General features: G+C 68.5%; 23 protein-coding genes. 13 read left to right on the forward strand and 10 right to left on the reverse strand.

Annotated elements, in window-relative coordinates; all coding sequences use genetic code 11:
• The coding region (locus tag Q392_RS33590; RefSeq protein WP_281173484.1) for an ESPR-type extended signal peptide-containing protein at positions 1 to 2,630 on the reverse strand (2,630 nt) is incomplete at its 3' end.
• Positions 2,631 to 2,942: 312 nt separating this feature from the next.
• Here Q392_RS33590 and Q392_RS30515 point away from each other — a divergent pair.
• Positions 2,943 to 4,085 carry a DUF2827 domain-containing protein gene (locus Q392_RS30515; RefSeq protein WP_038218405.1) on the forward strand — a complete coding sequence of 381 codons (1,143 nt, stop codon included), beginning with the start codon at positions 2,943 to 2,945 and terminating at the stop codon, positions 4,083 to 4,085.
• A 21-nt stretch (positions 4,086 to 4,106) separates the two neighbouring features.
• Here Q392_RS30515 and Q392_RS30520 read toward each other — a convergent pair whose 3' ends face one another.
• From Q392_RS30520 to murJ, 5 genes are all read right to left on the reverse strand, one after another.
• Positions 4,107 to 6,173 (reverse strand): NAD(+) synthase, encoded by a 2,067-nt coding sequence (locus Q392_RS30520; RefSeq protein ID WP_245610867.1) that lies wholly within the window; start codon positions 6,171 to 6,173, stop codon positions 4,107 to 4,109.
• A complete protein-coding gene (locus Q392_RS30525; RefSeq protein WP_038218339.1) occupies positions 6,170 to 6,793 on the reverse strand; it encodes a cysteine hydrolase family protein in 624 nt (207 codons plus the stop codon). Before Q392_RS30525 ends, Q392_RS30520 begins: the two co-directional genes overlap by 4 nt.
• A 169-nt stretch (positions 6,794 to 6,962) precedes the next feature.
• Positions 6,963 to 7,466, reverse strand: a complete 504-nt coding sequence (locus Q392_RS30530) for a bleomycin resistance protein (protein WP_038218341.1) — start codon at positions 7,464 to 7,466, stop codon at positions 6,963 to 6,965.
• Between the two features lie 10 nt (positions 7,467 to 7,476).
• The gene (locus tag Q392_RS30535) at positions 7,477 to 8,328 is read right to left on the reverse strand and encodes a SirB1 family protein (protein WP_038218343.1); all 852 of its coding nucleotides are present in this window, start codon (positions 8,326 to 8,328) and stop codon (positions 7,477 to 7,479) included.
• 56 nt (positions 8,329 to 8,384) lie between these two features.
• A complete protein-coding gene (gene murJ, locus Q392_RS30540) occupies positions 8,385 to 9,950 on the reverse strand; it encodes a murein biosynthesis integral membrane protein MurJ (protein WP_038218416.1) in 1,566 nt (521 codons plus the stop codon).
• 122 nt (positions 9,951 to 10,072) lie between these two features.
• On the opposite strand from murJ, the gene rpsT reads away from it, so the two are divergent.
• Complete coding sequence (rpsT, locus tag Q392_RS30545; protein ID WP_038218344.1) at positions 10,073 to 10,375, forward strand: 30S ribosomal protein S20; 303 nt, start codon at positions 10,073 to 10,075, stop codon at positions 10,373 to 10,375.
• Positions 10,376 to 10,576: 201 nt separating this feature from the next.
• On the opposite strand, the gene Q392_RS30550 is transcribed toward rpsT, so the two are convergent.
• The gene (locus tag Q392_RS30550) at positions 10,577 to 10,900 is read right to left on the reverse strand and encodes a DUF3579 domain-containing protein (protein WP_038218418.1); all 324 of its coding nucleotides are present in this window, start codon (positions 10,898 to 10,900) and stop codon (positions 10,577 to 10,579) included.
• Positions 10,901 to 11,068: 168 nt separating this feature from the next.
• Here Q392_RS30550 and Q392_RS30555 point away from each other — a divergent pair, with 168 nt between their 5' ends.
• The gene (locus Q392_RS30555; RefSeq protein WP_038218346.1) at positions 11,069 to 12,271 is read left to right on the forward strand and encodes an aspartate aminotransferase family protein; all 1,203 of its coding nucleotides are present in this window, start codon (positions 11,069 to 11,071) and stop codon (positions 12,269 to 12,271) included.
• Positions 12,272 to 12,275: 4 nt separating this feature from the next.
• Positions 12,276 to 13,202, forward strand: a complete 927-nt coding sequence (gene argF / locus Q392_RS30560) for an ornithine carbamoyltransferase (RefSeq protein ID WP_038218348.1) — start codon at positions 12,276 to 12,278, stop codon at positions 13,200 to 13,202.
• A 27-nt stretch (positions 13,203 to 13,229) separates the two neighbouring features.
• Here argF and Q392_RS30565 read toward each other — a convergent pair whose 3' ends face one another.
• The 3 genes from Q392_RS30565 to Q392_RS30575 all read right to left on the reverse strand — a co-directional run bounded on the left by Q392_RS30565 (position 13,230) and on the right by Q392_RS30575 (position 16,166).
• On the reverse strand, positions 13,230 to 14,165 hold the full coding sequence (locus Q392_RS30565; RefSeq protein WP_084217503.1) for a PhzF family phenazine biosynthesis protein: 936 nt from the start codon (positions 14,163 to 14,165) through the stop codon (positions 13,230 to 13,232).
• A 91-nt stretch (positions 14,166 to 14,256) separates the two neighbouring features.
• Complete coding sequence (locus Q392_RS30570; RefSeq protein WP_038218349.1) at positions 14,257 to 15,258, reverse strand: Bug family tripartite tricarboxylate transporter substrate binding protein; 1,002 nt, start codon at positions 15,256 to 15,258, stop codon at positions 14,257 to 14,259.
• A gap of 134 nt (positions 15,259 to 15,392) precedes the next feature.
• Positions 15,393 to 16,166, reverse strand: a complete 774-nt coding sequence (locus Q392_RS30575; protein ID WP_038218422.1) for an IclR family transcriptional regulator — start codon at positions 16,164 to 16,166, stop codon at positions 15,393 to 15,395.
• A gap of 128 nt (positions 16,167 to 16,294) precedes the next feature.
• On the opposite strand from Q392_RS30575, the gene Q392_RS30580 reads away from it, so the two are divergent.
• The 9 genes from Q392_RS30580 to Q392_RS30620 form a co-directional block, all read left to right on the forward strand.
• The gene (locus Q392_RS30580; protein WP_038218352.1) at positions 16,295 to 17,290 is read left to right on the forward strand and encodes a 2Fe-2S iron-sulfur cluster-binding protein; all 996 of its coding nucleotides are present in this window, start codon (positions 16,295 to 16,297) and stop codon (positions 17,288 to 17,290) included.
• A 37-nt stretch (positions 17,291 to 17,327) separates the two neighbouring features.
• Positions 17,328 to 18,695: an aromatic ring-hydroxylating oxygenase subunit alpha gene (locus tag Q392_RS30585; RefSeq protein ID WP_038218354.1), complete on the forward strand. Its 1,368-nt coding sequence runs from the start codon at positions 17,328 to 17,330 to the stop codon at positions 18,693 to 18,695.
• On the forward strand, positions 18,692 to 19,486 hold the full coding sequence (locus tag Q392_RS30590; protein ID WP_051954119.1) for an SDR family NAD(P)-dependent oxidoreductase: 795 nt from the start codon (positions 18,692 to 18,694) through the stop codon (positions 19,484 to 19,486). Before Q392_RS30585 ends, Q392_RS30590 begins: the two co-directional genes overlap by 4 nt.
• Positions 19,487 to 19,507: 21 nt before the next feature.
• Complete coding sequence (locus Q392_RS30595; RefSeq protein WP_038218357.1) at positions 19,508 to 20,089, forward strand: 3-phenylpropionate/cinnamic acid dioxygenase subunit beta; 582 nt, start codon at positions 19,508 to 19,510, stop codon at positions 20,087 to 20,089.
• A gap of 12 nt (positions 20,090 to 20,101) precedes the next feature.
• Positions 20,102 to 20,284, forward strand: a complete 183-nt coding sequence (locus Q392_RS30600) for a hypothetical protein (RefSeq protein WP_038218359.1) — start codon at positions 20,102 to 20,104, stop codon at positions 20,282 to 20,284.
• Positions 20,285 to 20,454: 170 nt separating this feature from the next.
• Positions 20,455 to 22,131 carry an FAD-dependent oxidoreductase gene (locus Q392_RS30605; RefSeq protein WP_051954120.1) on the forward strand — a complete coding sequence of 559 codons (1,677 nt, stop codon included), beginning with the start codon at positions 20,455 to 20,457 and terminating at the stop codon, positions 22,129 to 22,131.
• Positions 22,128 to 22,811 carry a fumarylacetoacetate hydrolase family protein gene (locus Q392_RS30610; protein ID WP_038218361.1) on the forward strand — a complete coding sequence of 228 codons (684 nt, stop codon included), beginning with the start codon at positions 22,128 to 22,130 and terminating at the stop codon, positions 22,809 to 22,811. The genes Q392_RS30605 and Q392_RS30610 overlap by 4 nt, the downstream gene beginning before the upstream one ends.
• Positions 22,808 to 23,563, forward strand: a complete 756-nt coding sequence (locus tag Q392_RS30615) for a fumarylacetoacetate hydrolase family protein (RefSeq protein WP_038218363.1) — start codon at positions 22,808 to 22,810, stop codon at positions 23,561 to 23,563. The genes Q392_RS30610 and Q392_RS30615 overlap by 4 nt, the downstream gene beginning before the upstream one ends.
• A 19-nt stretch (positions 23,564 to 23,582) precedes the next feature.
• Positions 23,583 to 24,180 (forward strand): aldehyde dehydrogenase family protein (locus tag Q392_RS30620; RefSeq protein ID WP_038218365.1); only part of this gene is annotated, 598 nt, incomplete at its 3' end.

The following is a 24,180-nucleotide window of genomic DNA, read 5'->3' on the forward strand; positions in this document are numbered from 1 at the left end:
GTCGACAGGCTCGTCAGATTGCTGTCGGTCGTGCTCAGGCCCGTGGACAGGCTGCTCAGCCCCGTGGAAGTCGAGGTCGACAGCGAAGTGATGGCACTCGTTGCCGTATCCAGTTGCTCGGCCACGCGATAGAGCTGGCTGCCATTGATCGCATCGGTGCTGTCCGCGGTGATCCGGCCGGCGGCCAGGTGGGTGATCTGGCGCTCGGCGCCCGCGCTTCCCACGCTCACCTCGCCCACCGGGCTGTCGCCCGCGAACGGCCCGAAGGTCATGGTCCCGACCGTGGCGCTGGGCACCGCGGTCGTGCCGGTCGTGACGGCCTCCGCACCCAGCGAGACGGAGTTGTCCTCCGACGCCACGGCATTGGGGCCGATCGCCACCGAATCCTCACCCAGCGCCTGCGAGTCCGCCTTCGTCGAGTTGGCGTGGAAGTACTTGATGCCCTGGCTGTTGATGTGGTTGATCACATCACCGACGTTGTTGATTGCGCTCGTCGTGCCGTTGTTGTTGTAGACGGTGTAGGACGGAGCGGTCCACTGGCCCGTGACCGGGTCGTAGGCTGCGCCGCCGCCCAGGCCGCTGACGGCGCCCTGGGCTGCCGTCGCCAGGTTGCTGCCGGTGGTGCTCAGGCCCGTCGAGAGACTGCTGATGCCCGTCGAGGTCGAGGTCGACAGGCTGGTCAGGTGGCCGTCGGTCGTGCTCAGGCTCGTCGACAGGCTGCCGATGCCCGTGGACAGGCTCGACGCCGTGGTGCTCAATTGCGCCACCGTCACGCCGTCGGTCAGCTCGGCACCATCCGCCATGTTGGTGATGCGGCGGTTCGTGGCCGCAGCACCACCCCCAACGGAAACCTCACCGCCATTGGCCGTCTGGCCGGTCAGGAAAGCTGCCTTCGCGGGCGCGGAAGCGCCGGTTACCGACCCACTCCCGATGGCCACAGCACCGACGTATGAGGCGATTGAATCGAGGCCGATCGCGACCGAATCCTTCCCAGCCGCGGCCGCTCCCGCCCCGATGGCAGTCGCGTTCTGGCCGGTCGCCTCGGCGAAGGTGCCCAGGGCTGTGGTACCGCTGAACGACGCTACCGCATTGGCCCCCAGCGCCGTCGCCTGCTGGCCTATCGCCAGGGCGCTGTCGCCGATCGCGACGTTGAACACGGTCGAGGCCTGCGCCAGGTTGCCGATGGCCACTGCCTGCTGCGCAGCCACCGTGTTGTTGCCGGCAGCCACAGCCGCGAGACCCTGCGCGTTGGCGCCGTCGCCAAAGGCGATAGCACTGTTGCCGGTCGCCGTGCTGTTAGCGCCCAAGGCAAGCGCACCGATACCAATCGCATTGTTTCCATTGCCGATGGCGACCGCGCCATTGCCGGTCGCGCTCTGGCCACGCCCGATGGCCACGGCGCCGCCGGCGGCAGATCCCGCGTTGGCCGTGGTGCCGTCGGAGCCGATGGCCACGTTGCGCCCCGTGGCTCCGCTCACCACGGCATCGCCCTGGGCGATGCCGTAAGCGCCATTGACGATAGCGCCTCGGCCGACCGCAATACCCGATGTGGCGCCACTCACGACCGACGACTGTCCTCCGATGGCAATGCCATCCGCTGCGCTGGACTTGGACGCCCCAGCCGCATTGGTGCCAATGGCGATCGCTCCTGCAGCCGACGCCATCGTGTTGTTGCCTGCCGCCAGGGCGTACTGACTGGTGGCCTGAGCATTGACGCCAAAAGCGGTCGCCCCGGTCGCAGATGCCGTAGTCCCGTTGTTGCCGATCGCCAGAGTATTCGTTCCGCTGGCGGTGGTTTGCCCACCCACCGCCGTCGAATCCTGCCCTATGGCTTGAGCGTTCGTACCAAGGGCGGTGGAATCGCCCAGGCCAGCGTTGATGCCTGCGGCCCTTGCGCCCCTGCCGATGGCCAGATTGGTGGATCCCACGCTCGTTGCCGTGGCTCCCGACCCGATGGCAATGGCATCTCCAAGCGATGCAGTGGCCTGATTCCCGAGCGCCACCGTGTTCTTTGCACTGGCTCGCGAGCCACTGCCGATGGCCACGCCACTGGTCGCTGCAGAAGAGGCCACCGCATTGGCGCCCAGCGCGATTGCCGACGCCGCTCCCGCAGCCGCGGCGCCCCCAATCGCCACGGCGTTGTCCTGCGTAGCCTGCGCATTGAAGCCCAGCGCAACGCTGCCGGTACCGTTCGCGTTGGCCTGCAGTCCCAGTGCAGTGGCCCACTTGTTGGCCAGCGTCCCCATGCCGAGGGTGACGGCACCATCCCCGCCAGCTTGCGAGTACGCGCCAAAGATGGTGACCCCCAGATAGCCCGCGCCGCGAGCGGAACACCCCCCCACCACGGAGTACGTGCCACTCCCGTCGGTCGAAGGCACGCTTGCTCCTGCCGGATAGCTGGTCACGCCATCCGGACCGGTGCCGGCAGGGCCGTTGCACGCCCCGCTTATCGACAGGATGTTCGCGTGCGCAACAGGGCTGAGCGTAAACACCGCGAATGCGACGTAGGCTGCAGCGGTGATGGCGGAAAGCCGCGATCCGGACGACTTGCCTCGGGTCGTCGCGAGTTCGGACGCTGCCACCCAGGCACCCAAGGCCTCGTTCCAGATCGATCGATAAGACTTGTTCATATGTGCAACAGTTCGGTATAGCGCCGGGCCGGGAAGCACCCATCAAAATGACGAATGAAGGGAGAGGAGCGCTTACTTTTGTGAACGCCCTACCTCTGATTACGTACTAAATTGTTAACCAACCCTGTTGCATCGAAGCGTGCTTTGTTAACGAAATGCCACAAATTCTGACAAATTCCTCCTCAAGTACTAAGACCAGCGACAAACAGCGACCCGCGCTCTGAAGGTCATCGGGGCCAATGAGTTGTTTAGTTCTAATTTCCTGAGGCGGTGCTGCTGCAGGCGCCGTTCATCCATACCGAGATGCCATTCATGAGCAACAAGGCCGGCGTGCGGGTAGGCATCACCATCGGCCTGCACCATGCGGCCGAGACCCTCTGGAACAACGGCATCAAGCAGAACGCCGTGTTCCTCGCCGAGGCGCTGCGGCACTGCCCCAACGTCGCCTCGGTGGCGCTGGTCAACACCACTGCGGTCCCGATCACGCCCGCCCTGCCCTGGGACCAGGCGCGCTGGCCCACTCGCAGCTTCGCCGACGCCAAGGACGAGCTGGACGTACTGATCGAACTGGGCGGCCAGATCGACGCGGCGCAGACCGAGCACCTCAAGCAGCGCGGCGCGCGGCTGGTGTCGTACTGCTGCGGCTTCGAGTACGTGCATGCGATGGAGTCGGTCCTGTTCGGCCGCCCGCTGTGGGGGCAGAACCTGTTCGTCAACCAGCACTACGACGACATCTGGATGGTCCCGCAGGTGGACCGCATCAGCCGCTCCTACTTCGAGGTGCTGCGCCGACAGCAGGCGCGCGCCGTGCCCTTCGTGTGGAGTCCGGTCTTCGTGGAGCAGCGCGCCGCCGCGCTGCCCGAAGGCGGGCGCTGGCGGGCACGGCCGGCGGGCACGCCGTGGCGCCTGTCGGTGATGGAGCCGAACATCAACGTCGTGAAGTTCTGCCTCTACCCGATCCTGATCGCGGAAGAGGCCTTCCGGGCCGACCCGGCCGCGGTGGAACTTCTGCAGGTGACCAACGCGCAGCGCATCGCCACCGAGTCGATGGAGTTCATCACGCTGATGAACCAGCTCGACATCGTGCGCCAGCACAAGGCGGTGTTCCTCGATCGGCACGACACGCCGACCTTCCTCTCGACGAACACCGACGCGGTGATCTCTCACCAGTGGGAGAACCCGCTCAACTACTTCTACCTGGAAGCCTGCTGGCAGGGCTACCCGCTGGTGCACAACGCGCACCTGGTGCCGGAGCTGGGCTACTACTACGCCGGCAACGACGTGCAGGCGGGCGCGCGCCGGCTGCGCGAAGCCATGGCGGGCCATGCGGCGGACGCCGCCGGCTACCTGCAGCGCCAGCGCGAGCGGATCGGGCGCTTCCTGCCGGATTCGCCGGGCCTGGTGGCCCAGTACACCGCCCTGCTGGACGAGCTGGTGCGTCGGCCCGCGCGCTGAGCCGCAGCCGCGCGGCGCGCGTCAGCCGATCTCGTCCGGCACGCTCTTCAGCTCCTCCAGCCACGCCCGCGACTCCGAGTCGCTCGGCGCGCGCCAGTCGCCGCGCGGCGAGAGCGAACCGCCCGAGCCCACCTTGGGCGCATTGGGGACGCAGCTTCGCTTGAACTGGCTGATCTGGAAGAAGCGCCACAGGAAGGTGCCCAGGTGCTTCTTGATCTCGGCCAGCGTGTACTGGTTGCGCGCGCCTTCCAGCGTGGGCGGCCAGCGGCCCTGCGCGCGGTCGTGCCATGCCGCATGCGCGAGAAAGGCCACCTTGCTCGGTGCGAAGCCGTAGCGCACCGTGTAGTAGAGGTGGAAGTCCTGCAGCTCGTACGGGCCAACCGTGTCCTCGGTGCGCTGGCCCGGCTGCTCCGCCCCTTCCTGCCCCGGCACCAGCTCGGGGCTGACCTCGGTGGCGACGATGGCGCGCAGCACGCGGCTGCCCTCCTCGCCCAGCAGGTTCTTGTCGGCGACCCAGTGCACCAGGTGCTTGATCAGCGTCTTGGGCACGCTGGCGTTCACGTTGTAGTGCGACATGTGGTCGCCCACGCCGTAGGTGCACCAGCCCAGCGCCAGCTCGCTCAGGTCGCCCGTGCCGGCGACGATGGCGCCGTGCAGGTTGGCCAGGCGGAACAGGTGGCTGGTGCGCTCGCCGGCCTGCACGTTCTCGAAGGTGATGTCGTACACCGCCTCGCCGCGCGCGAAGGGATGGTCCAGGTCGGCCAGCATCTGGCGGCAGCTCGGGCGGATGTCGATCTCCTGCGCGCTGCAGCCCACCGCCTTCATCAGCGCATGGGCCTGCTGCAGGGTGCGGCCGGTGGTGGCGAAGCCGGGCATGGTGTAGGCCAGGATGTCGCTGCGCGGCCGGCCGAGCCGGTCCATCGCCTGCGCCAGCACCAAGAGCGCATGGGTCGAGTCCAGTCCGCCCGAGACGCCGATCACCACCTTGCCGATGCGCGCCGCCTCCAGCCGCTGCACCAGCGACTGCACCTGGATGTTGAACACCTCGTAGCAGCGCTCGTCCAGCGTGGCCGGGTCGGCGGGCACGTAGGGGAAGCGCTCCACCGCCCGCCTCAGGCCCTGCGCCTGCGCCGGCGGCGCCAGGTCGAAGGCCACGGTGCGCCAATCCGCCAACTGCGCCTGGTGGCGCTGCATCGAGGTGCCGAAGCTGTTCTGCCGCATGCGCTCGCGCGACACGCGCTCCAGGTCGACGTCGGCGTAGACGATGTGCGAGGCATTCGAGAAGCGCTCGCTCTCGGCCAGCATCTCGCCCGCCTCGTAGATCAGGGCCTGGCCGTCCCAGGCCAGGTCGGTGGTCGATTCGCCGATGCCGGCCGACGAGTACAGGTAGGCCGCCTGGCAGCGCGCCGACTGCAGGGCCACGAGCTGGTGCCGGTAGGCCGACTTGCCGATGGTGATGTTGGAGGCCGACAGGTTCACCAGCACCGTCGCGCCGGCCAGCGCCGCATGGCTGGACGGCGGCACGGGCACCCACACGTCCTCGCAGATCTCGCAGTGCAGCGCCAAGAGCGGCATCTGCCGCGAGCGGAACACGATCCGGCTGCCGAAGGGCACGCCCTCCTGCCCGCACAGCGCGATCTCGGTCGAGCGCGCCGCATCGCCGCCGGCGAACTGCCGCGCCTCGTAGAACTCGGCGTAGTTGGGCAGGTAGGTCTTGGGCTGCACGCCCAGGATGCGCCCGCCGGCCACGATCGCGGCGCAGTTGAACAGCAGGTGGTCCACGCGCAGCGGCAGGCCGACGATGGCCACGCAGCCCAGCTCGCGCGATGTCTCCACCACCTGCGCCAGCGCCGCCTCGCAGGCGTCCAGCAGGGTGGACTGGTGGAACAGGTCGTCGCAGGTGTAGGCCGACAGGCCCAGTTCCGGGAACGCCACCACCATGGCCCCCTGCGCCGCCGCCTCGCGGTACAGGCGCACCGTCTCGGCGGCATTGAAGGCGGGGTCCGCCACGCGGTTGCGGGGCACCGCCACCGCCGCCCGGGCGAAGCCGTGGCGGTAGGGGTTGGAGAAAGGCAGGTCGTGCGTCACGGGCGGGTTCCTCGGGAGGACGCGCCGGCCAGGCGGATGCGCGGGCCGGGCGTGGTGGATAGCTTGAACACGGTGTCGAACTGCGCCAGCACCATGGCCTGGCGCCGTGCGGTCTGCGTGGCGGTGCAGTCGCGCGGCACGATCACCTCCAAGTCGCGCATGCGGGCCGCGATGGCGGTCGCCAGGATGCACTGGTCGCTCGCCACGCCGGCCAGCAGGAGGCGGCGCACCTGCAGGTGCTGCAGCAGCAGCGCCAGCGGCGTCGCGTGGAAGGCCGACTGCTGCGGCTTGAGGACGAAGTAGTCCTGCTCGCCCGGCGCCAGCAGCCCGGCGATGCGTGCGCCCTCGCCGCCGGCCGCCAGGGCCTGCTGCACCAGTGCGGGGAAGTCCGAGCGCCAGCGGCCGCGGTGGTCGTTCGCGTAGATCACCGGCACGCCCGCCGCCAGGCAGCGGCGCCGCAGCCGCGCCACCGCCGGCGCGATGCGCGCCGCGTGGGGCAGCAGCCGGGCGGCATCGGGGAAGTCCCAGACGCTGATCATGTCGATGACGAGCAGCGCCGTCTGCCCCGCCGCGCGCTCGTCGGCCAGGGCACCGTTGCGCGGGCGCGGTCGGGAAGCCATCCGCCGAATCTAAGCCATGTCATGCGCCCCAACGTCGGCAGGGCCGATCGGAAGGCCGCGGAGCAGGCCATGCGTGAACATCCGCGGAACCGGCTCTGCCGGGCCGCAGGATGTGCCCCCTTGCAGGGGGTTGCCGGAGCGGAACGAAGTCCGCGCAGGCTGGGGGTGGTCAAAGATATCCGCAGAAGCGCAGGATGTGGCCGTCGGGCTCGCGGATGGCGAACTCGCGCAGGCCCCAGGGCTGGGACTGCGGCGGCTCGATGACGTCCACGCCGCGCTTCACATAGGCGGCATGCAGCCCGTCGATGTCGTGGCCGACGTGGATCACGATCTCGCCGCGCCAGGGGCTGGCCTCGCGGCCGCTGTGCTGCCACAGGCGGATGTAGACCGGGTCGCCGTACGTCCGGTCGCCCTTTTTCATCGCCGGGCCGCCCCAAGATGAAAAAGCATCCCCCTTGGGGGATCGGGCAAGCGCAAAGCGGTTGCCCGAGGGGTCGCTTTTCACCCGCGCATAGCTCGGCGGCTCGCCGGCGACGAAGTCCAGCTCGAAGCCCAGCACGTCGCGGAACCAGCGCGCCGCGCGGGTCACGTCGGACACCGGCAGCACCGGCTGCACGCCGTGGAACTGGTGCAGCGTGCCCAGGTCGGGCGAGGCGGCGGCGGGATGGTCCATGGCCGCGGCCTCAGTTCAGAGCGCGGCGCAGCGCGGCCACGCGCTCGGCGACGGCATCCACGTCCAGCGCGTCCTCGGCGTGCGCCAGGTAGACCTCCAGGTCGTCCACCGCCTGCCGGGGGTGGCCCTGCTCCGCGTGGGCCAGGCCGCGGTCGCGCCATTCGCCCCAGGCCTCGGGCAGCAGCACGATCAGGCGGTCCTGCACGGCGATCAGGCGCATCCAGTCCTCCTGGCTGCGGTGGATCTCCTTGAGGTTGCGCAGCATGCGCGCCACGATCTCGCGCGGCGAGGCGGGCTGCAGGTACAGGCCCAGCGGCACGTCGAACTCGCCGACCAGCCCGTTGCTGCGCTTGTAGGGCTCCAGCCGCTCCGACAGCTCCTCGCGCGAGAGCGAGCGGCCGGTGAACGGATCGATCACCACCTGCCCCTTGGGCAGCGAGACCTTGAGCATGAAATGCCCCGGGAAGCCGATGCCGCGCGCATGCAGGTTCAGCCCCTGCGCCAGCTCGATCCACAGCACCGCCAGCGAGATCGGGATGCCGCGCCGCGTGCGCAGCACCGCGTTCAGGTAGCTGTTGTCCGGGTCGTAGTAGTCGTTGACGTTGCCGCCGAAGTTCAGGTCGTGGAAGAAGAACTGGTTCAGCGCCCGCAGGCGCGCCAGCGGCGCGGCATCGGCCGGCAGGCGGCGGCGCAGGCGGGCCAGGAGCTGGTCCACGTCGCCCAGCACCTGCTGCACGTCCAGGTCGGGGTACTCGTCCTGGGCGAGGCTGGCGGCCGCTTCGAGCAGGGGGAACTGCTCGTCGCTCTGCACGAGGGTGGCGAAGTAAGCCAGCGGCGAGGGTGGCTCGAAGCTCAGGGGCATGGGTCTTTGTAGTGGAGGCGCCGGGGCAGCGTCAAGACGCGCCGCCCCCATGGACATCAGCGCCTCATGAGGCTGCGCAGCCGGACGCCGGCCAGCGCCAGCACCGCGAAGTAGACGGCCGCGGCGGCGGCGACAAAGCCGGCCAGCAGGCCGATGCGCAGCAGCCGCTGCGCGCGCAGCGCCACCCAGTCGACATGGCGGTCGCCCCACCACAGCAGCACCGCCATGACCGCCGAGGCCAGCAGCACCTGCAGCGCGAAGCGGCCCCAGCCCGGCAGCGGCCGGTAGCTGCCGCGGCGGATCAGCCCGACCAGCAGCCACAGCGCGTTGACCATGGCGCCGATGGCGATGGTCAGCGTCAGCGCCGCGTGCTGCAGCAGCGGCACGAACAGCAGGTTGAGCAGTTGCGTGAACACCAGCACGCCCACCGCGATGAGCATCGGCGTCTTCATGTCGTGGCGGGCGTAGTAGCCCGGCGCCAGCACCTTGATGGCGACGATGCCCAGCAGCCCCACGCCGTAGCCCGACAGGGCCGCCGTGGTGCGCTGCACGTCCAGCGCGCTGAAGGCGCCGTTGTGGAACAGCACCGCCACCAGCGGGCGCGAGAACAGCAGCAGCGCCACGGCGCAGGGCACCGCCAGCAGCACCACCAGCCGCAGGCCCCAGTCGAGCATGGCGGAGTAGCGCGCGTCGTCCTGCGCGGCGCGCGCGGCCGCCAGCTGCGGCATCAGCACCACGCCCAGCGCCACGCCCAGCATGGCGGTGGGGAACTCCATCAGCCTGTCGGCATTGGTCACCCAGGTCACGCTGCCGGCCGCCAGGTGCGAGGCGATCTGCGTGTTGATGAGCAACGACAGCTGCGCCACGCTCACCCCCAGCAGCGCGGGCAGCATCAGCTTCACCACCTTGCGCGTGGCCGGGTCGGCCCAGGCCGTGCGCAGCGCGGCCGCGCCGGCGCCCACCCGCGGCAGCAGGCCCAGGCGCCGCAGCGCGGGAAGCTGGATCGCCAGCTGCAGCACGCCGCCCACCATCACGCCCACGCACTGGGCATAGATCGGCTCGATGCCCCAGCGGCGGAACAGCGGCGCGCCGACGACGATGGAGGCGATCAGCGCGATGTTGAGCAGCACCGGCGAGGCGGCCGGCACCGCGAACTTCTTCCAGGTGTTGAGGATGCCCCCGGCCAGCGCCACCAGCGACATGAAGCCGATGTAGGGGAACATCCAGCGCGTCATCAGCACCGCCGCGTCGAAGGCGCCGGCCTTGCCCTCCAGCCCGCTGGCCATCGCCCACACCATCAGCGGCGCGCCGACGACGCCGGCCACGCACAGCAGCACCAGCGCCCACAGCAGCAGGGTGGCGACGTGGTCGATCAGTTGCCTGGCGCCTGCCTCTCCATGCTCGGTGCGGTGGGCGGCCAGCACCGGCACGAAGGCCTGGCTGAAGGCGCCCTCGCCGAACACCCGGCGGAACAGGTTGGGAATGCGGAAGGCGACGTAGAAGGCGTCGGTCAGCGCGCTGACGCCGAACACCGAGCTCATCAGCACGTCGCGGATCAGGCCCGTGACGCGCGAGGCCAGCGTGAGCAGCGAGACGGTGGAGGCGGAGCGGAACAGCGACACGGCGCGCAAGTGTAGGGGCCGGGCGCCTTTCTTTTACCCGGGCCAATTGCCTCCCCGGCCGGGCCGGCATATAATGGCGGGCTTTGCTGCAACATCCACAGACCCTTTAAGGAACCCCAACCATGGCATCCGCCAAGCCCAAGAAGAAGAACCCGCGCCTCGCGTCGGGCCGCAAGCGCGTCCGCCAGGACACCCACATCAATGCCGCCAACAGCTCGCTGCGCTCCAAGTACCGCACCGCGGTGAAGAACGTGGACAAGGCCGTCGCCACCGGCGACAAGACCAAGGCCACCGAGCTGTTCGCCAAGGCCCAGAGCGTGATCGACACGATCGCCGACAAGGGCATCTTCCACAAGAACAAGGCCGCTCGCGACAAGAGCCGCCTGGCCGCCAAGGTGAAAGCCCTGGCCACCGCCGCCGCCTGACGTCTTCAGGTCAGCCCGGATCGCCGACCGTGCGATCCGCCGTTTGATCGGGTGCGCTGCAGCAAAGAAAAAAGAAAACCGCCTTCGGGCGGTTTTTTCATGGGCGGGCCGCCCCAAGATGAAAAAGCATCCCCTTGGGGGATCGGGCAAGCGCGAAGCGGTTGACCGAGGGGCCATTTTTCATGGGCGTTCGATGGGGCTTCAGCGCCTGGCGGGCTTGTCCTCTGGCACCAGGCAGGCCTCGGCCACCTGCAGGTCGTTGTCACGGGCGAAGTTCATGACGAAATCCCAGGCCATCGGCTCGGCCTCCCGCAGGTCGATGTGCACGACCACGCACTTGACGCCGCCGATGACCGTGGGCACGCACCAGGGCGAGTAGTTCAGGTGGCTGCCCGGCACGGCCCCGCCGGGGCGGAACTGGCACATCACCCCGGCCAGGCGCTCGGCCCAGTCGCTCGGCCGGAAGGTGCGGCCATCGTGGGTGATGCCCTGGATGAAGAATTCTTTGGCGGGAGGGGTGGCCATGGGGAGCAGGCGGCGCACGGATGCTGCGGCGCACAAGATTCTACCGGGACCCCCTTGCACGTACCGTGCCGCGGGCATGGCTGTGATGAGGAATCGTCAACGAACGGCCGCAGGCCGCTGCCTAGAATCCCGCTTCCCTTCCACCTCCCAACCGCCCCCGGAGAGCCGATGAGCGCCACCGAACCCACCTCGCCCCACGTGATGAACACCTACGGCCGGCTGCCGATCGCGCTGGAGCGCGGCCAGGGCTGCCGCGTGTGGGACACGAATGGCAAGGCCTACCTCGACGGCCTGGGCGGCATCGCCGTGAACACCCTGGGCCACAACCACCCCGAACTGGTGCCGGCGCTGGCCGAGCAACTGGGCAGGATCATCCACAGCTCCAACTACTACCACGTGCCCGGGCAGGAGACGCTGGCGGCCAGGCTGACCGCGCTGGCCGGCATGACCAACGCCTTCTTCTGCTGCACCGGCCTGGAAGCCAACGAGGCCGCCATCAAGCTGGCGCGCAAGTTCGGCCACGGCAAGGGCATCGAGAAGCCGCAGATCGTGGTCTACGAGCACGCCTTCCACGGCCGCAGCATCGCCACCCTGTCGGCCACCGGCAACCCGAAGATCCAGGCCGGCTTCGGCCCGCTGCTGGAAGGCTTCATCCGCGTGCCGCTCAACGACGTCGATGCGCTGAAGCAGGCCACCGAAGGCAACCCGAACGTGGTGGCCGTGATGCTCGAGACCATCCAGGGCGAAGGCGGCATCCACGAGATGCGCGCGGACTACCTCAAGCAGGTGCGCGCCCTGTGCGACGCCAACGACTGGCTGATGATGATCGACGAGATCCAGACCGGCATCGGCCGCACCGGCAAGTGGTTCGCCCACCAGTGGGCGGGCATCGTGCCGGACGTGATGTCGCTGGCCAAGGGCCTGGGCTCGGGCGTGCCGGTGGGCGCCGTGCTGGCCGGCCCGAAGGCCGCCGACCTCTTCCAGCCGGGCAACCACGGCACCACCTTCGGCGGCAACCCGCTGGCCATGCGGGCAGGCATCGAGACCCTGCGCATCATGGAGAAGGACGGCCTGCTGGACAACGCCGCGAAGGTCGGCGCGCACCTCAAGGGCGCGCTGCAGGCGGCCTTCGAGGGCGTCGCCGGTGTGAAGGAAGTGCGCGGCCAGGGGCTGATGCTGGGCATCGAGCTGGACCGCCCCTGCGGCGTGCTGCTGGGCCGCGCCTGCGAGGCGGGCCTGCTCTTCTCGGTGACGGCCGACAGCGTCATCCGCCTCGTGCCGCCGCTGATCCTCACCGTCGCGGAGGCGGACGAGATCGTCGCCCTCCTCGCGCCCATCGTGAAGGCCTTCCTGGCCGAGCCGGCACAATAGACGCATGAGTGCCCTCGCGATCCGCCACTACCTCCAGTTCAGCGACTTCACGGCCGACGAATACGCCTACCTGTTCGAGCGCGCTGCGATCATCAAGGGGAAATTCAAGGCCTACGAGAAGCACCAGCCGCTGACCGACCGCACGCTGGCGATGATCTTCGAGAAGGCCAGCACCCGCACCCGCGTGAGCTTCGAGGCCGGCATGTACCAGCTCGGCGGCGGCGTGGTGCACCTGACCACCGGCGACAGCCAGCTCGGCCGCGCCGAGCCGATCGAGGACAGCGCCAAGGTCATCAGCCGCATGGTCGACCTGGTGATGATCCGCACCTTCGAGCAGGAAAAGATCGAGCGCTTCGCGGCGCACTCGCGCGTGCCCGTCATCAACGGCCTGACCAACGAGTTCCATCCCTGCCAGATCCTGGCGGACCTGTTCACCTTCATCGAGCACCGCGGCTCGATCCAGGGCAAGACCGTCGCCTGGGTGGGCGACGGCAACAACATGGCCAACACCTGGCTGCAGGCGGCCGAGATCCTGGGCTTCACGGTCCACGTGAGCACCCCCACCGGCTACGAGGTAGACCAGGACGTGGCCGGCATCCGCGGCACCGACAGCTACAAGGTCTTCAAGGACCCGATGGACGCCTGCCGCGGCGCCGACCTGGTGACCACCGACGTGTGGACCAGCATGGGCTACGAGGCCGAGAACGAGGCCCGCCGCAAGGCCTTCGCCGACTGGTGCGTGGACGAGGCCATGATGGCCGTGGCCAAGCCGGACGCGCTGTTCATGCACTGCCTGCCCGCCCATCGCGGCGAGGAGGTGACCGCCGAGGTCATCGACGGCCCGCAGTCGGTGGTGTGGGACGAGGCCGAGAACCGCATGCACGCGCAGAAGGCGCTGATGGAGTTCCTGCTGCTCGGCCGCCTGGGCTGACCGGCGGCCGGCCCGGGCCGCCACCCGCTAGCGGTCTCGACCCATCGCTTGAGCGATGTGCAGCCGGCCCTCCGCGTACCGCACGCAGGGGCCGCCGATGAGCACGCGGCCGTTGGCCTGCACACCCGTTGCGACATCGCCGCCGCGAGCCGACAGCTGGCGGACCTTGAAGCTGTTCTTGCCAAGCCGCCGGGCCCAGAAAGGCGCCAGCGTGCAATGCACGACGCCGGTGACCGGGTCTTCGGGGATGTCGAGCAACGGCGCGAAGTAGCGCAGCACGTAGTCCACGTCGCCCGTGCCGGGGGCGGTCACCATCACGTGCTTTCCCTTGGCCCAGGCCGTGCTCTTGGTCAGCCTGGAGCGGATGGCCCTGACCTCCTCGGCATTCCTGAACACCAGGACGTTGCGCTTGTTGACCCAGAACTCGGCGGGCCGCACGCCCAGGTCGGCCTCGATCTCCGCGGGAATGTCGGCCACCCGCACGGGGTCATCGTCCCGGGGAAAGTCCATCAGATAGCTGGTTCCGTTGCGGGACACGCCGAGCGGGCCGCTGCTGGTGGTCTGGAACACCAGTTCCCTGGCCGAGGGCTCGTACTTCTCGAAGATGAGCGCGGCCGCCGAAAGGGTGGCATGGCCGTTCAGCGGCACCTCCTTGGCCGGCGTGAACCAGCGGATCTGCCAGCCGGCGGGCCCCTTCAGCACGAAGGCGACTTCGGACTGGTTCATCTCCGTGGCGAAGGCCTGCATCAGCGGGACCGGCAGCCAGGCGTCGAGGACGACCACCGGCGCCGGGTTGCCCGAGAACGGCGATGTGGTGAACGAGTCGTAGAGAAAGAACGGAACGCCATCGCCGGCCGTGCCGGCTCCCTGGCCGCTGGGTGTCGCACAGGCGCTCAGGCCGCCGACCAGGGCCGCGGCGCCCGGGCACGCGACCATGGCGTTCATCATGTTTCGTCGGTTCATCTTGTCTCCGGTCCGGCGTGTGCGCCGTTGTTGCTCGATGGGTGGCGTTCGACGCCGGGTCCGCCCGTGTCTCGAACGGGCGTCCGGCGGCCTACTCGGGCTGAAGGTTGGCGTCCTTGGCAACCTTCTTCCAGCGAACGATGTCGCCGGCAATGCGCTTCGCCAGTGCGGCGGAGTCCACGTCGCCCGGGTCCATGCCCAGCGCGTGCATCTTCTCGACCATGTCCTTGTCCTGAAGGATCTCGCCGACGGCGGTGCGCAGCCGGGCCAGCACCGGCGCGGGCGTGCCCTTGGGCGCCATGAGCGCCGTCCAGATCGGAGCGTCGTAGCCCGGGTAGCCCAGCTCCGCGATGGTCGGCACGTCCGGCAGCGCGGCAGAGCGCTTCGCGGTCGTGACCGCGAGGCCCTTGAGCTTGCCGCCCTTGATCTGCGGGATCACCGCCGGGCTGTCCAGCACACCCGTCTGGATCTCGCCGCCGAGCACGGCGGCGACCACCGGGCCGGAGCCGCGATAGAGGATGTGGTTGAACTTCACGCCCGCGGTGGCCGAGATGGTCTCCGCCACCAGGACGAAGGACGTCGTGGGCGTCCCGTTGTCCAGCTTTCCGTCCTTCGTCTTCTTCGAGTACTGGACCAGTTCGGCGAAGTCCTTCACCGGCAGCGAGGAGGAGACCGTCACGACCAGCGGGAACGACCCGAGCAGCGCGATGGGCTCGTAGTCCTTGACCGGGTCGTACGACAGGCTCTTCATCAGGACCGGATTGGTCGTCAGCCCGCCGCTCGAGGAAACGAGCAGCGTGTAGCCGTCGGGCGCGGCCTTGGCCACGAAGTCGTTTCCGATCGCCGAGTTCGCGCCCGGCTTGTTGTCGACGATGAAGGTCTGCTTGAGCTTGTCCTGCAGCTTCGCCGCCAGCAGGCGGGCCAGGATGTCGTTGGTGCCGCCCGGAGCGAACCCCACGACGACCTTGACGGCCTTGTCCGGATAGTCCTGCGCAGCCGCGAAGGGCGCTGCCAGGAAAAGGGCGGTGGTGGCGATGGCGGCGCTGATGGCACGCAGGGCAGCCCTGCGCGGGCCTGCCGGTGACTTTTGCATGACGGAGTCTCCTAGGGATCAGTGGGGCGACACGATCCGCTCAAGTCCATGAGACGGATTGCTAGTCCATTTTATGGACAAGCGTTGACGGGCGTCAAATTCTGATCATGGAGTTCGTCATGCGGACACGCAGCCTACGGCGTCCGCGTATCCCCGCTGCCGAAGCCCAGCATCGCGGAAAGGCTGCCCCCCTCCTCCTGCAGCAGCCTGGTGATCTGCTTGAGCCGCTGCCCGTTGAGCCGGACCTCGGGGCCGAACACGCCGATGGATCCGGCCACGGCGCCGTGCCGATCGAAGAACGGGACCGCCACGCCGACCGCGCCGGAGATGAGTTCGCTGTGGCTGCTGGCCCACCCCCGCTTGCGGGTCTGGGCCAGGTCCGCCTCGAGTTCCTTGGGGTTGATGCCCGTGCCCTGGGCGTAGGCGCGCAACTCGTCCGCGCTCGCGTTCATGTACGCCAGGATCGCGCGGCCCGTGGCGCCGCGCACGATGCGCTCGGTGTAGCCGACGCCCCGCTTGAAGTTCAGCGGCTGCGGGCTCGGAAGCTCCGCCACGCACAGGCGCAGCTCGCGCTGCGGCAGGAACATCGCCACGGTCTCGCCCGTCGCCTGCCAGATGCGCCGCAGCACGGGATCCGCGACGGCGGCCAGGTCCAGGCTCGACGTCCAGACATGGGCCATCCGCGCCACGGACGGGCCCAGCCGGAAGCGCTGCGGCTCGCCCACGGAGACCAGGAAGCCGTGCTCTTCCAGGGTGTAGAGCAGGCGGTAGAGCGTCGGGCGGGACAGGTCGACGCGCTTGAGCAGCTCCGAAGGAGACAGCTCGAAGTCCTGCGGGGTGAAGGCCAGCAGGATCTCCAGGGCGCGCCCCACGGCGCGCACGTTCTCGTTCTTTTCCGCAGTTGCCACGAACACTCCTCGAAAAGGGAATCAGTTTCCCGGATTGTCCGCCACACGTACACGTTGACTACGATCAACGATCGTCCATACAATGGATTTCAAGTCCAACACATGGACAAAACAGAAGGAGCCCCACCATGAGTCCGACCGTCCCGGTCACGCTGCTCTTTTCCGACGGCGTCGCGCACCGGCTGGATGTGCCGTGCGGCAGGAAGATCGTCGAGGCTGCCAGCGAGGCCGGACTGAATCTCCTGACGGACTGCTCGAACGGCCAGTGCGGCACCTGCACCGCCCAGTTGCTGTCCGGCACGGTCGAGATGGAGGACTACGACGCCGCGGTCCTGCCGGACGAGGACCGCGATGCGGGTGCCGTGCTGCCCTGCGTGTGCCGGGTCACGAGCGCGTGCGCGGTGGAGTTCCCGTACGAATCCACCGAAGCGCTGTCCGAAGAGGCGCCCCCCATCCCGGGTGAGGTCGTCGGCGTGCACCAGGTGGCCAGCGAAACCGTGCTGCTGGAAATATCCGTTCCCGAAGGCATCCAGTTCGAGCCGGGCCAGTACGTGCGCATCCACCCCGAAGGCACGGACTTCCACCGCTCGTATTCCATGGCCAACATGCCGGGCAGCGATCGCCTCGAGTTCTTCGTCCGGCTGGTGCCGGACGGCGCCTTCTCGGGCTGGCTGGCCGATGCCAAGGCAGGCGACAAGGTGGAGCTGAGCGTGCCCCACGGGACCTTCTTCCTGCGCGACGAGGACCGCCCGCGGCTGTTCGTCGCGGGCGGCACCGGCGTGGCGCCCTTTCTCTCGATGCTTCGCAGCATGGGCGAGAAGGCCAGGGCCCAGCCGACCACCGTGCTGATCGGCGCGCGCACGCCGGGGCACCTCTTCGCGCTCGACGAACTCGAGTCCCTCCGCCAGGCCCTGCCCCACGTGCAGGTGAAGCTGGCCGTCGAACAGGAGGCGAGCGGCGACTGCCATCACGGCTACGCGACCGACCTGATCGCCGGCCTCGGGCTCGCGCCCACCACGCGCGTCTACCTGTGCGGTCCGCCGCCGATGGTCGAAGCCGGGCGCAAGGCGGCCGAGACGGCCGGCCTGCCCCGGCAGGACGTCCTGTGCGAGCGCTTCGCCTGATCACCCGCACCTCGTTCAACCTCCAACGAAGCAACCCATGATCCCGATCACCACCGAATCCCGCTACAACGCGATGATCAACCTGCGCAAGGGCGAGATCAGCCGCGAGATCTTTTCCGACAAGGAGATCTTCCAGGAGGAACTGGAGAAGGTCTTCACCCGCGCCTGGCTGTTCGTCGGCCACGAGAGCCAGGTTCCCAACCCCGGCGATTTCTTCACCTCCCGCATGGGCGCCGAGTCGGTCATCCTGGCGCGCGACAAGAAGAAGAAGGTCCACGTGTTCCTCAACTCGTGCCGCCACCGCGGCATGAAGGTGTGCCAGTACGACCACGGCAACACCACCCTCTTCACCTGTCCCTACCACAGCTGGAGCTACACGACCGAAGGCAAGCTCTTCGGCGTGCCGCAGTTCAAGAACCTCTACGAGGGCTGCCTGGACAAGGAGGAATGGTCGCTCATCGAAGTGCCGAAGATGGAGATCTACAAGGGCACGGTCTGGGCCACCTGGGACAAGGATGCGCCGGATCTGCTGACCTACCTCGGCGACGCGAAGACGCACCTGGACCTGGCGCTGGACTGCCGCGACGGCCGCGAAGGCGGCTCGGAAGTCCTCTTCGGCGTGCACAAGTGGATCATCCCCTGCAACTGGAAGTTCGCGGCCGAGAACTTCCTGGGCGACACGTACCACAACGTCAGCCACCGCTCCGTGGACCTGATCGGCATCGGCCCCTCGGCCGAAGCCGGTGCCAAGGGCCGTCGCGACAACGAACTGGAGAAGGCAAGGCACCTGTGGGTGAACTTCCCCGCCGGCCACGGCGTGCACAGCGCCATCATGCCCGAGACCTGGGAATTCCAGGACACCTACCAGAACAACCCCGTCGTGGCCGAATACTTCCGCGAGGCCCATGCCAAGCGCAAGGAGCGCCTGGGCGCCGAGCGGCACCGGCTCGTTCCCTTCGTCGGCACGATCTATCCGAACGTCTCCTTCCACGGTACCCAGCCGCGCAACCTGTGCGTCTGGCATCCGCACGGCCCCGAGTCCACCGAGGCGTGGCGCTTCTTCCTGGTCGATGCGGACGCACCCCAGGAGGTCAAGGACTTCCTGCGCCACTACTACATGCGCTACTCCGGCCCGGCCGGCATGACCGAGCAGGACGACATGGAGAACTGGAACTACGCCACCGCCGGCAGCCGCGGCGTGATCGCCAAGCGCTATCCCTACAACTACGCGCAGTCGCTGGGCAAGGTCGAGGCCAACGGCCCGGTCCCCGGCAACGTGAGCCTGCAGGTCAGCGAAGAGAACCCGCGCCAGTACTACCGCCGCTGGCGCGACTACATGAACGGCGCGGACTGGGACACGCTGCTCGGCCGCAAGGACAAGGAGCCGGCGAGCTTCGCCGAATGAGCATGGGCGTCGTCATCGTCACCGGCGGCACCTTCGGGCTGGGCCAGTCGATCACCGTCGAGCTGGCCCGGCGGGGGCACCAGGTCGTGGCCTTCGGCCTCGCCCAGGCACAGGTGTCCAGCACCGCGCAGGGCTTCGACAGCCTCATGGCGGCGCTGGACGGCGCGGGCTGCAAGGCCGACGTCCTCGAGGCCGACGTCTCCAGCGCCGCCGATGTCCAGCGCGTCGTCGATCACACCGTCGGGAAGTACGGCGCGATCGACGGCCTGGTGAACAACGCCGCGATCGGCCCGCTGGGCACGGTCCTCACGACCGACGAGCCGACCTTCGAGCACATCGTCGACGTCAACCTCAAGGGGACCTACCTGATGTCGCGCGCCGCCCTGCCCCACATGATCCGCGGCGGCGGCGGGTCGATCGTCAACATCGGCTCTGGCGCCGGCTGGGGCAAGCCGAACATGGCGGCCTACAGCGCCAGCAAGGGCGCCATCGTCGCCCTGAGCGCCGCCATGGCGTACGACCACTTCCATGACCACGTGCGCGTCAACGTCGCCATTCCGGGCGGCGGCGGCATCGTCTCGGGCATGAGCGTCGGCCGCATGGGCGGCGACCTCGAGGCCTTCAAGAGCAGGCAGGCGCCGGGCACGGCGGCCGGGCGGCCGGCAACGGGCCGCGACCTGGCCAACGCCGTCGCCTTCCTGCTTTCGGACGACGCCGCCGCCATCTCGGGGACCGTCATCGATGTCGGCTGCTTCGCCCACCAGGGCGGCCCCGTTCCCCCCACGCATTGAGCCCACCTACCTGGAGAAATCATGTCCGAACTCGCTGAACCGGCAGCCGCGCAAACCGCCCGTCTCCCGCGCGATGCCACGTACTACGAAGTCAAGCGCGAGATCGAGGAATTCCTCTACGACGAGGCCAACCTGCTGGACGACCGGCAGTTCAAGGCATGGCTGGACACGCTGGCCGACGACCTCGAGTACTTCATGCCCATGGAATACAACGTGAAGTTCGGCGAACACGACCGCCGCGAGCTCACGACCCGCGACAAGCAGATGAGCTGGTTCAACGAAGGCAAGTGGACCCTCACCAAGCGCGCCGAGCAGGTGCTCACGGGCGTGCACTGGGCGGAAGAACCGCTGTCGCGCGTGAGCCGGCTCGTGACCAACGTGCAGCTCACCGCCATGCGGACCAACGACGACGGCGATCTCGAAGTCGACGTGTCCAGCCGGTTCCTGACCTATCAGAACCGCTGCGAGTACGAGCAGTACTTCTTCGTCGGCGACCGCAAGGACCGCATGCGCCGGACCGCCGACGGCTGGAAGCTCTGCCGGCGCGAGATCCGCATCCACCAGAACGTGCTTCTGGCGAAGAACCTCAGCATCTTCTTCTGAGAGGAACGCACCATGCTCAATCTGATGAACATCCAGGTCGGCCAGAGCGTCCGCCTGAAGAACGGCACGGTGGCCGAGGTCACCGAGAACATCGGCGACGGCATCTGGCTGCAGCTGCGCGACCCCGAAAGCGGCGACGAGGAACTCGTCCACTGCGAGGAGATGCTGGAGCTGGTCGACGGCGCCGCGACCTAGCGCGGCCGCATCTGCCTGTCCGGTCCTGGCGCCACACGCGCCGGGCGGGCAAGCCAGCGCCATCGAATCAGATGTTCTTATGGATCGATCTTGAAAGATTGATTTTTCTTTCGTCGACGGTTTGACTTTAATGAAGGCCATCCCGTCCACACCCCATCTGAAAACAGAGCATGAGCAAGAACATCGAGACGCAAGTGCTGATCGTCGGCGCCGGGCCCGTCGGCCTGACGCTGGCCATCGATCTCGCCCAGCGCGGCATTTCCGTGCTCGTGGCGGAAACCCGCCACCGCGGCGAACCGCCCAGCGTCAAGTGCAACCATGTGTCGGCGCGCACCATGGAGATCTTTCGCCGGCTGGGCATCTCGAAGGCCATGCGCGAGGCCGGCCTGCCCGGCGACCACGCCAACGACGTGTCGTACCGGACGACCTTCACCGGCGAGGAGCTTTCCCGGATCCACATCCCGTCGCGCGAGACCCGCTACAGCGACAAGAGCGGCCCCGACGGCTGGTGGCCGACGGCGGAGCCTCCGCACCGCATCAACCAGATCTACCTCGAGCCTGTCCTGTTCCAGCATGCGGAGGCGACGAAGGGTGTGACCATCCTCAGCCGCACCCGGATCGACGAGTTCTCCCAGGACGAGCGCGGCGTGAGCGCCAGGGGTGTCCATCTGGACACCGGCGAGGAGGTCCAGGTGTTCAGCCAGTACATGGTCGGCTGCGACGGAGGCCGCTCCGGCGTGCGCAAGGCCATCGGCGCCAAGCTGTCCGGCACCGACGTCGTGGGCCGCGTGCAGTCGACCTACTTTCGTGCGCCCGACCTTCTGTCCCGGGCCAAGCACGCACCCGCATGGGCGACCTTCTCGCTGAATCCGCGCCGCAGCGGGAATGTCTACGCCATCGACGGCCGCGAGACCTTCCTGCTGCACAACTACCTGCGTTCGGACGAGCTGGAATTCGACTCGGTCGACCGCGACTGGGCGATCCGCACCATCCTCGGCGTCGGCGACGACTTCAAGTACGAGATCATCTCCAAGGAAGACTGGATCGGCCGCCGCCTCGTGGCCGACAGGTTCCGCGATCGCCGCGTCTTCATCTGCGGCGATGCGTCCCACCTGTGGGTGCCGATGGCGGGCTACGGCATGAATGCAGGCATCGCCGACGCCATGAACCTGTCCTGGCAGTTGGCCGCCCGCCTGAGCGGCTGGGGTGCCGAGGGCATCCTGGCCGCCTATGAGGCAGAGCGGCTGCCCATCACCGAACAGGTGTCCAGGTTCGCCATGAACCATGCGCTCGCGCTCCAGAAGGAACGCGAGGGCGTTCCGCCCGGCATCGAGGACCCGGGGCCGGCCGGCGAAAAGACCCGCAAGGCGGCCGGGCAGACGCTGTACGACCTGAACGTCAAGCAGTATTGCTGCGCCGGCCTGAACTTCGGCTACTTCTACGACGGCTCGCATCTCATCGCCTACGACGGCGAGGCGGCGCCGACGTACAGCATGGATCAGTTCACGCCATCGACCGTGCCCGGCTGCCGGACACCCCACTTCTGGCTGGACGACGGCCGTTCCGTCTACGACGCGATGGGCCCCGGATACACCCTGCTGCGCTTCGACCGAGGCGCCGATGTGCGCCCGCTGGTGGACGCGGCGGCCGCCAAGGGGATGCCGCTGGCCGTGCTCGATGTCCAGGCCGCGGATGTGCCCGATGCCTATCGGCACGCCCTGCTCCTGTCGCGGCCCGACCAGCATGTGGCATGGCGCGGCGACCGCCTTCCCGCGGACCCGGCGGCGCTCGTCGACCGGCTGCGAGGCTGCTTCGACGACACGCAGCCCGGCCCCTCGAACACATGACGATGAAGACCCTGGCATTCGACTTCTCCCCCTACCGGCTCAGCGGGACGGTCTACGGAACGCTGCTGAACAGCAGCGAAAGCCTCGCCGCACTCGGCGACGCAGTCCATCAGCCTCCGTACAAGGCCGCCCCCAAGGCGCCGGTGCTCTACGTCAAGCCCCGCAACACGCTGGCCGGCGATGGCGACGCCGTCGAGGTTCCCGATGCGGCCGCCGCGCTGCAGGCCGGGGCCTCGCTCGGCCTGGTCATCGGACGCACGGCCTGCCGGGTCGCGGAATCGGAAGCGCTTTCCTGCCTGGCCGGCTATGTCGTCGTGGCCGACTTCAGCATCCCGCACGAAAGCTTCTATCGGCCGGCCGTGCGTTTCAAGGCGCTCGACGGCTCCTGCTCGATCGGGCCGGCCGTGGTGCCTGCCGCGAGCATTGCCGATCCGGACGCGTTGCCGCTTCGGGTCCTGATCGACGGCGTGCTCGCCCAGTCCGCCTCGACGGGTGGGATGCGCCGCGCCGCGGCCCGGCTGCTGGCCGATGTGACCGAGTTCATGACGCTCCATCCGGGGGATCTGCTCATGCTCGGGGTGCCCCATGGCGCGCCGCTGGCGAAGGCGGGCCAGACCGTCACGGTGGAGATCGACGGCGTGGGACGCCTCGAGAACGTTCTGACCAAGGAGAAGGCATGAGACGGGCAAAGGTGGCCTACGCGGGCGGCATCCACGAGGCCACGCCGCACGGCGACTCGCTGCGGCTTTCCGACGGCCGGGTGATCGCCGAGGACGCCGTGGTCTGGCTGCCGCCCTTCGAGGTCGGAACCATCATCGCCCTGGGGCTGAACTACGCCGACCACGCCAAGGAGCTTTCCTTCGGTGCGCAGGAGGAGCCCCTCGTGTTCCTCAAGGGCCCCGGCTCGGTCATCGGCCACCGCGGCCAGACACGCCGGCCGGCGGACGCCACGTTCATGCACTACGAGTGCGAGCTGGCCGTGGTCATCGGCAAGCCGGCGCGCAAGGTGGCCCGGCGCGATGCCATGGCCCATGTGGCGGGCTACACGGTCGCCAACGACTACGCGATCCGCGACTACCTGGAGAACTGGTACCGCCCCAACCTGCGGGTGAAGAACCGCGATGGCGGAACCGTGCTCGGCCCCTGGTTCGTCGATGCCGCGGATGTCGGCGACACCGTGCATCTGCCGCTGCGGACGCTGGTCAACGGCAAGCTGGCCCAGGAGGGCAACACGCGCGACTTCGTCTTCGACATCCCGTATCTCATCGAGTACCTGAGCAGCTTCATGACGCTCAGCCCCGGTGACGTCATCCTCACCGGCACGCCGGAAGGCGTGGTGGACGTGCAGCCGGGCGACGAAGTCATCTGCGAGATCGACGGTATCGGCCGCCTCGTCAACACCATCGTCAGCGATGCCGTCTTCGGCCGCTGAATCCATCAAGGAAAGCTGAATGCGCATCGACCACCTGATCGACGGCAAGCCCGTCGCCGGCCACGACTACTTCGAGACCGTCAACCCCGCCACGCAGGAGGTGCTGGCGGAAGTGGCCTCGGGCGGCCAGGCGGAGGTGAATGCCGCCGTCGCCGCCGCCAAGGCCGCCTTCCCCAAGTGGGCAGGCACCCCCGCCGCCGAGCGCGCCAGGCTCATCCGCAAGCTGGGCGACCTGATCGCCAAGAACGTGCCCGAGATCGCCCGGACCGAGACCAACGACTGCGGCCAGGTCATTGCCCAGACCGGCAAGCAGCTCGTGCCGCGCGCGGCCGACAACTTCTACTACTTCGCCGAGATGTGCACCCGCGTGGACGGCCACACCTACCCCACGCCCACGCACCTGAACTACACCCTGTTCCACCCGGTGGGCGTGTGCGCCCTCATCAGCCCCTGGAACGTGCCCTTCATGACGGCCACCTGGAAGGTCGCTCCGTGCCTGGCCTTCGGCAACACCGCGGTGCTGAAGATGAGCGAGCTGTCGCCCCTGACGGCCGCCCGGCTGGGCGAGCTGGCGCTGGAGGCGGGCATCCCCGCCGGCGTGCTCAACCTGGTGCACG

The organism is Xenophilus azovorans DSM 13620 (assembly GCF_000745855.1).
GTDB classification, from domain to species: domain Bacteria; phylum Pseudomonadota; class Gammaproteobacteria; order Burkholderiales; family Burkholderiaceae_C; genus Xenophilus; species Xenophilus azovorans.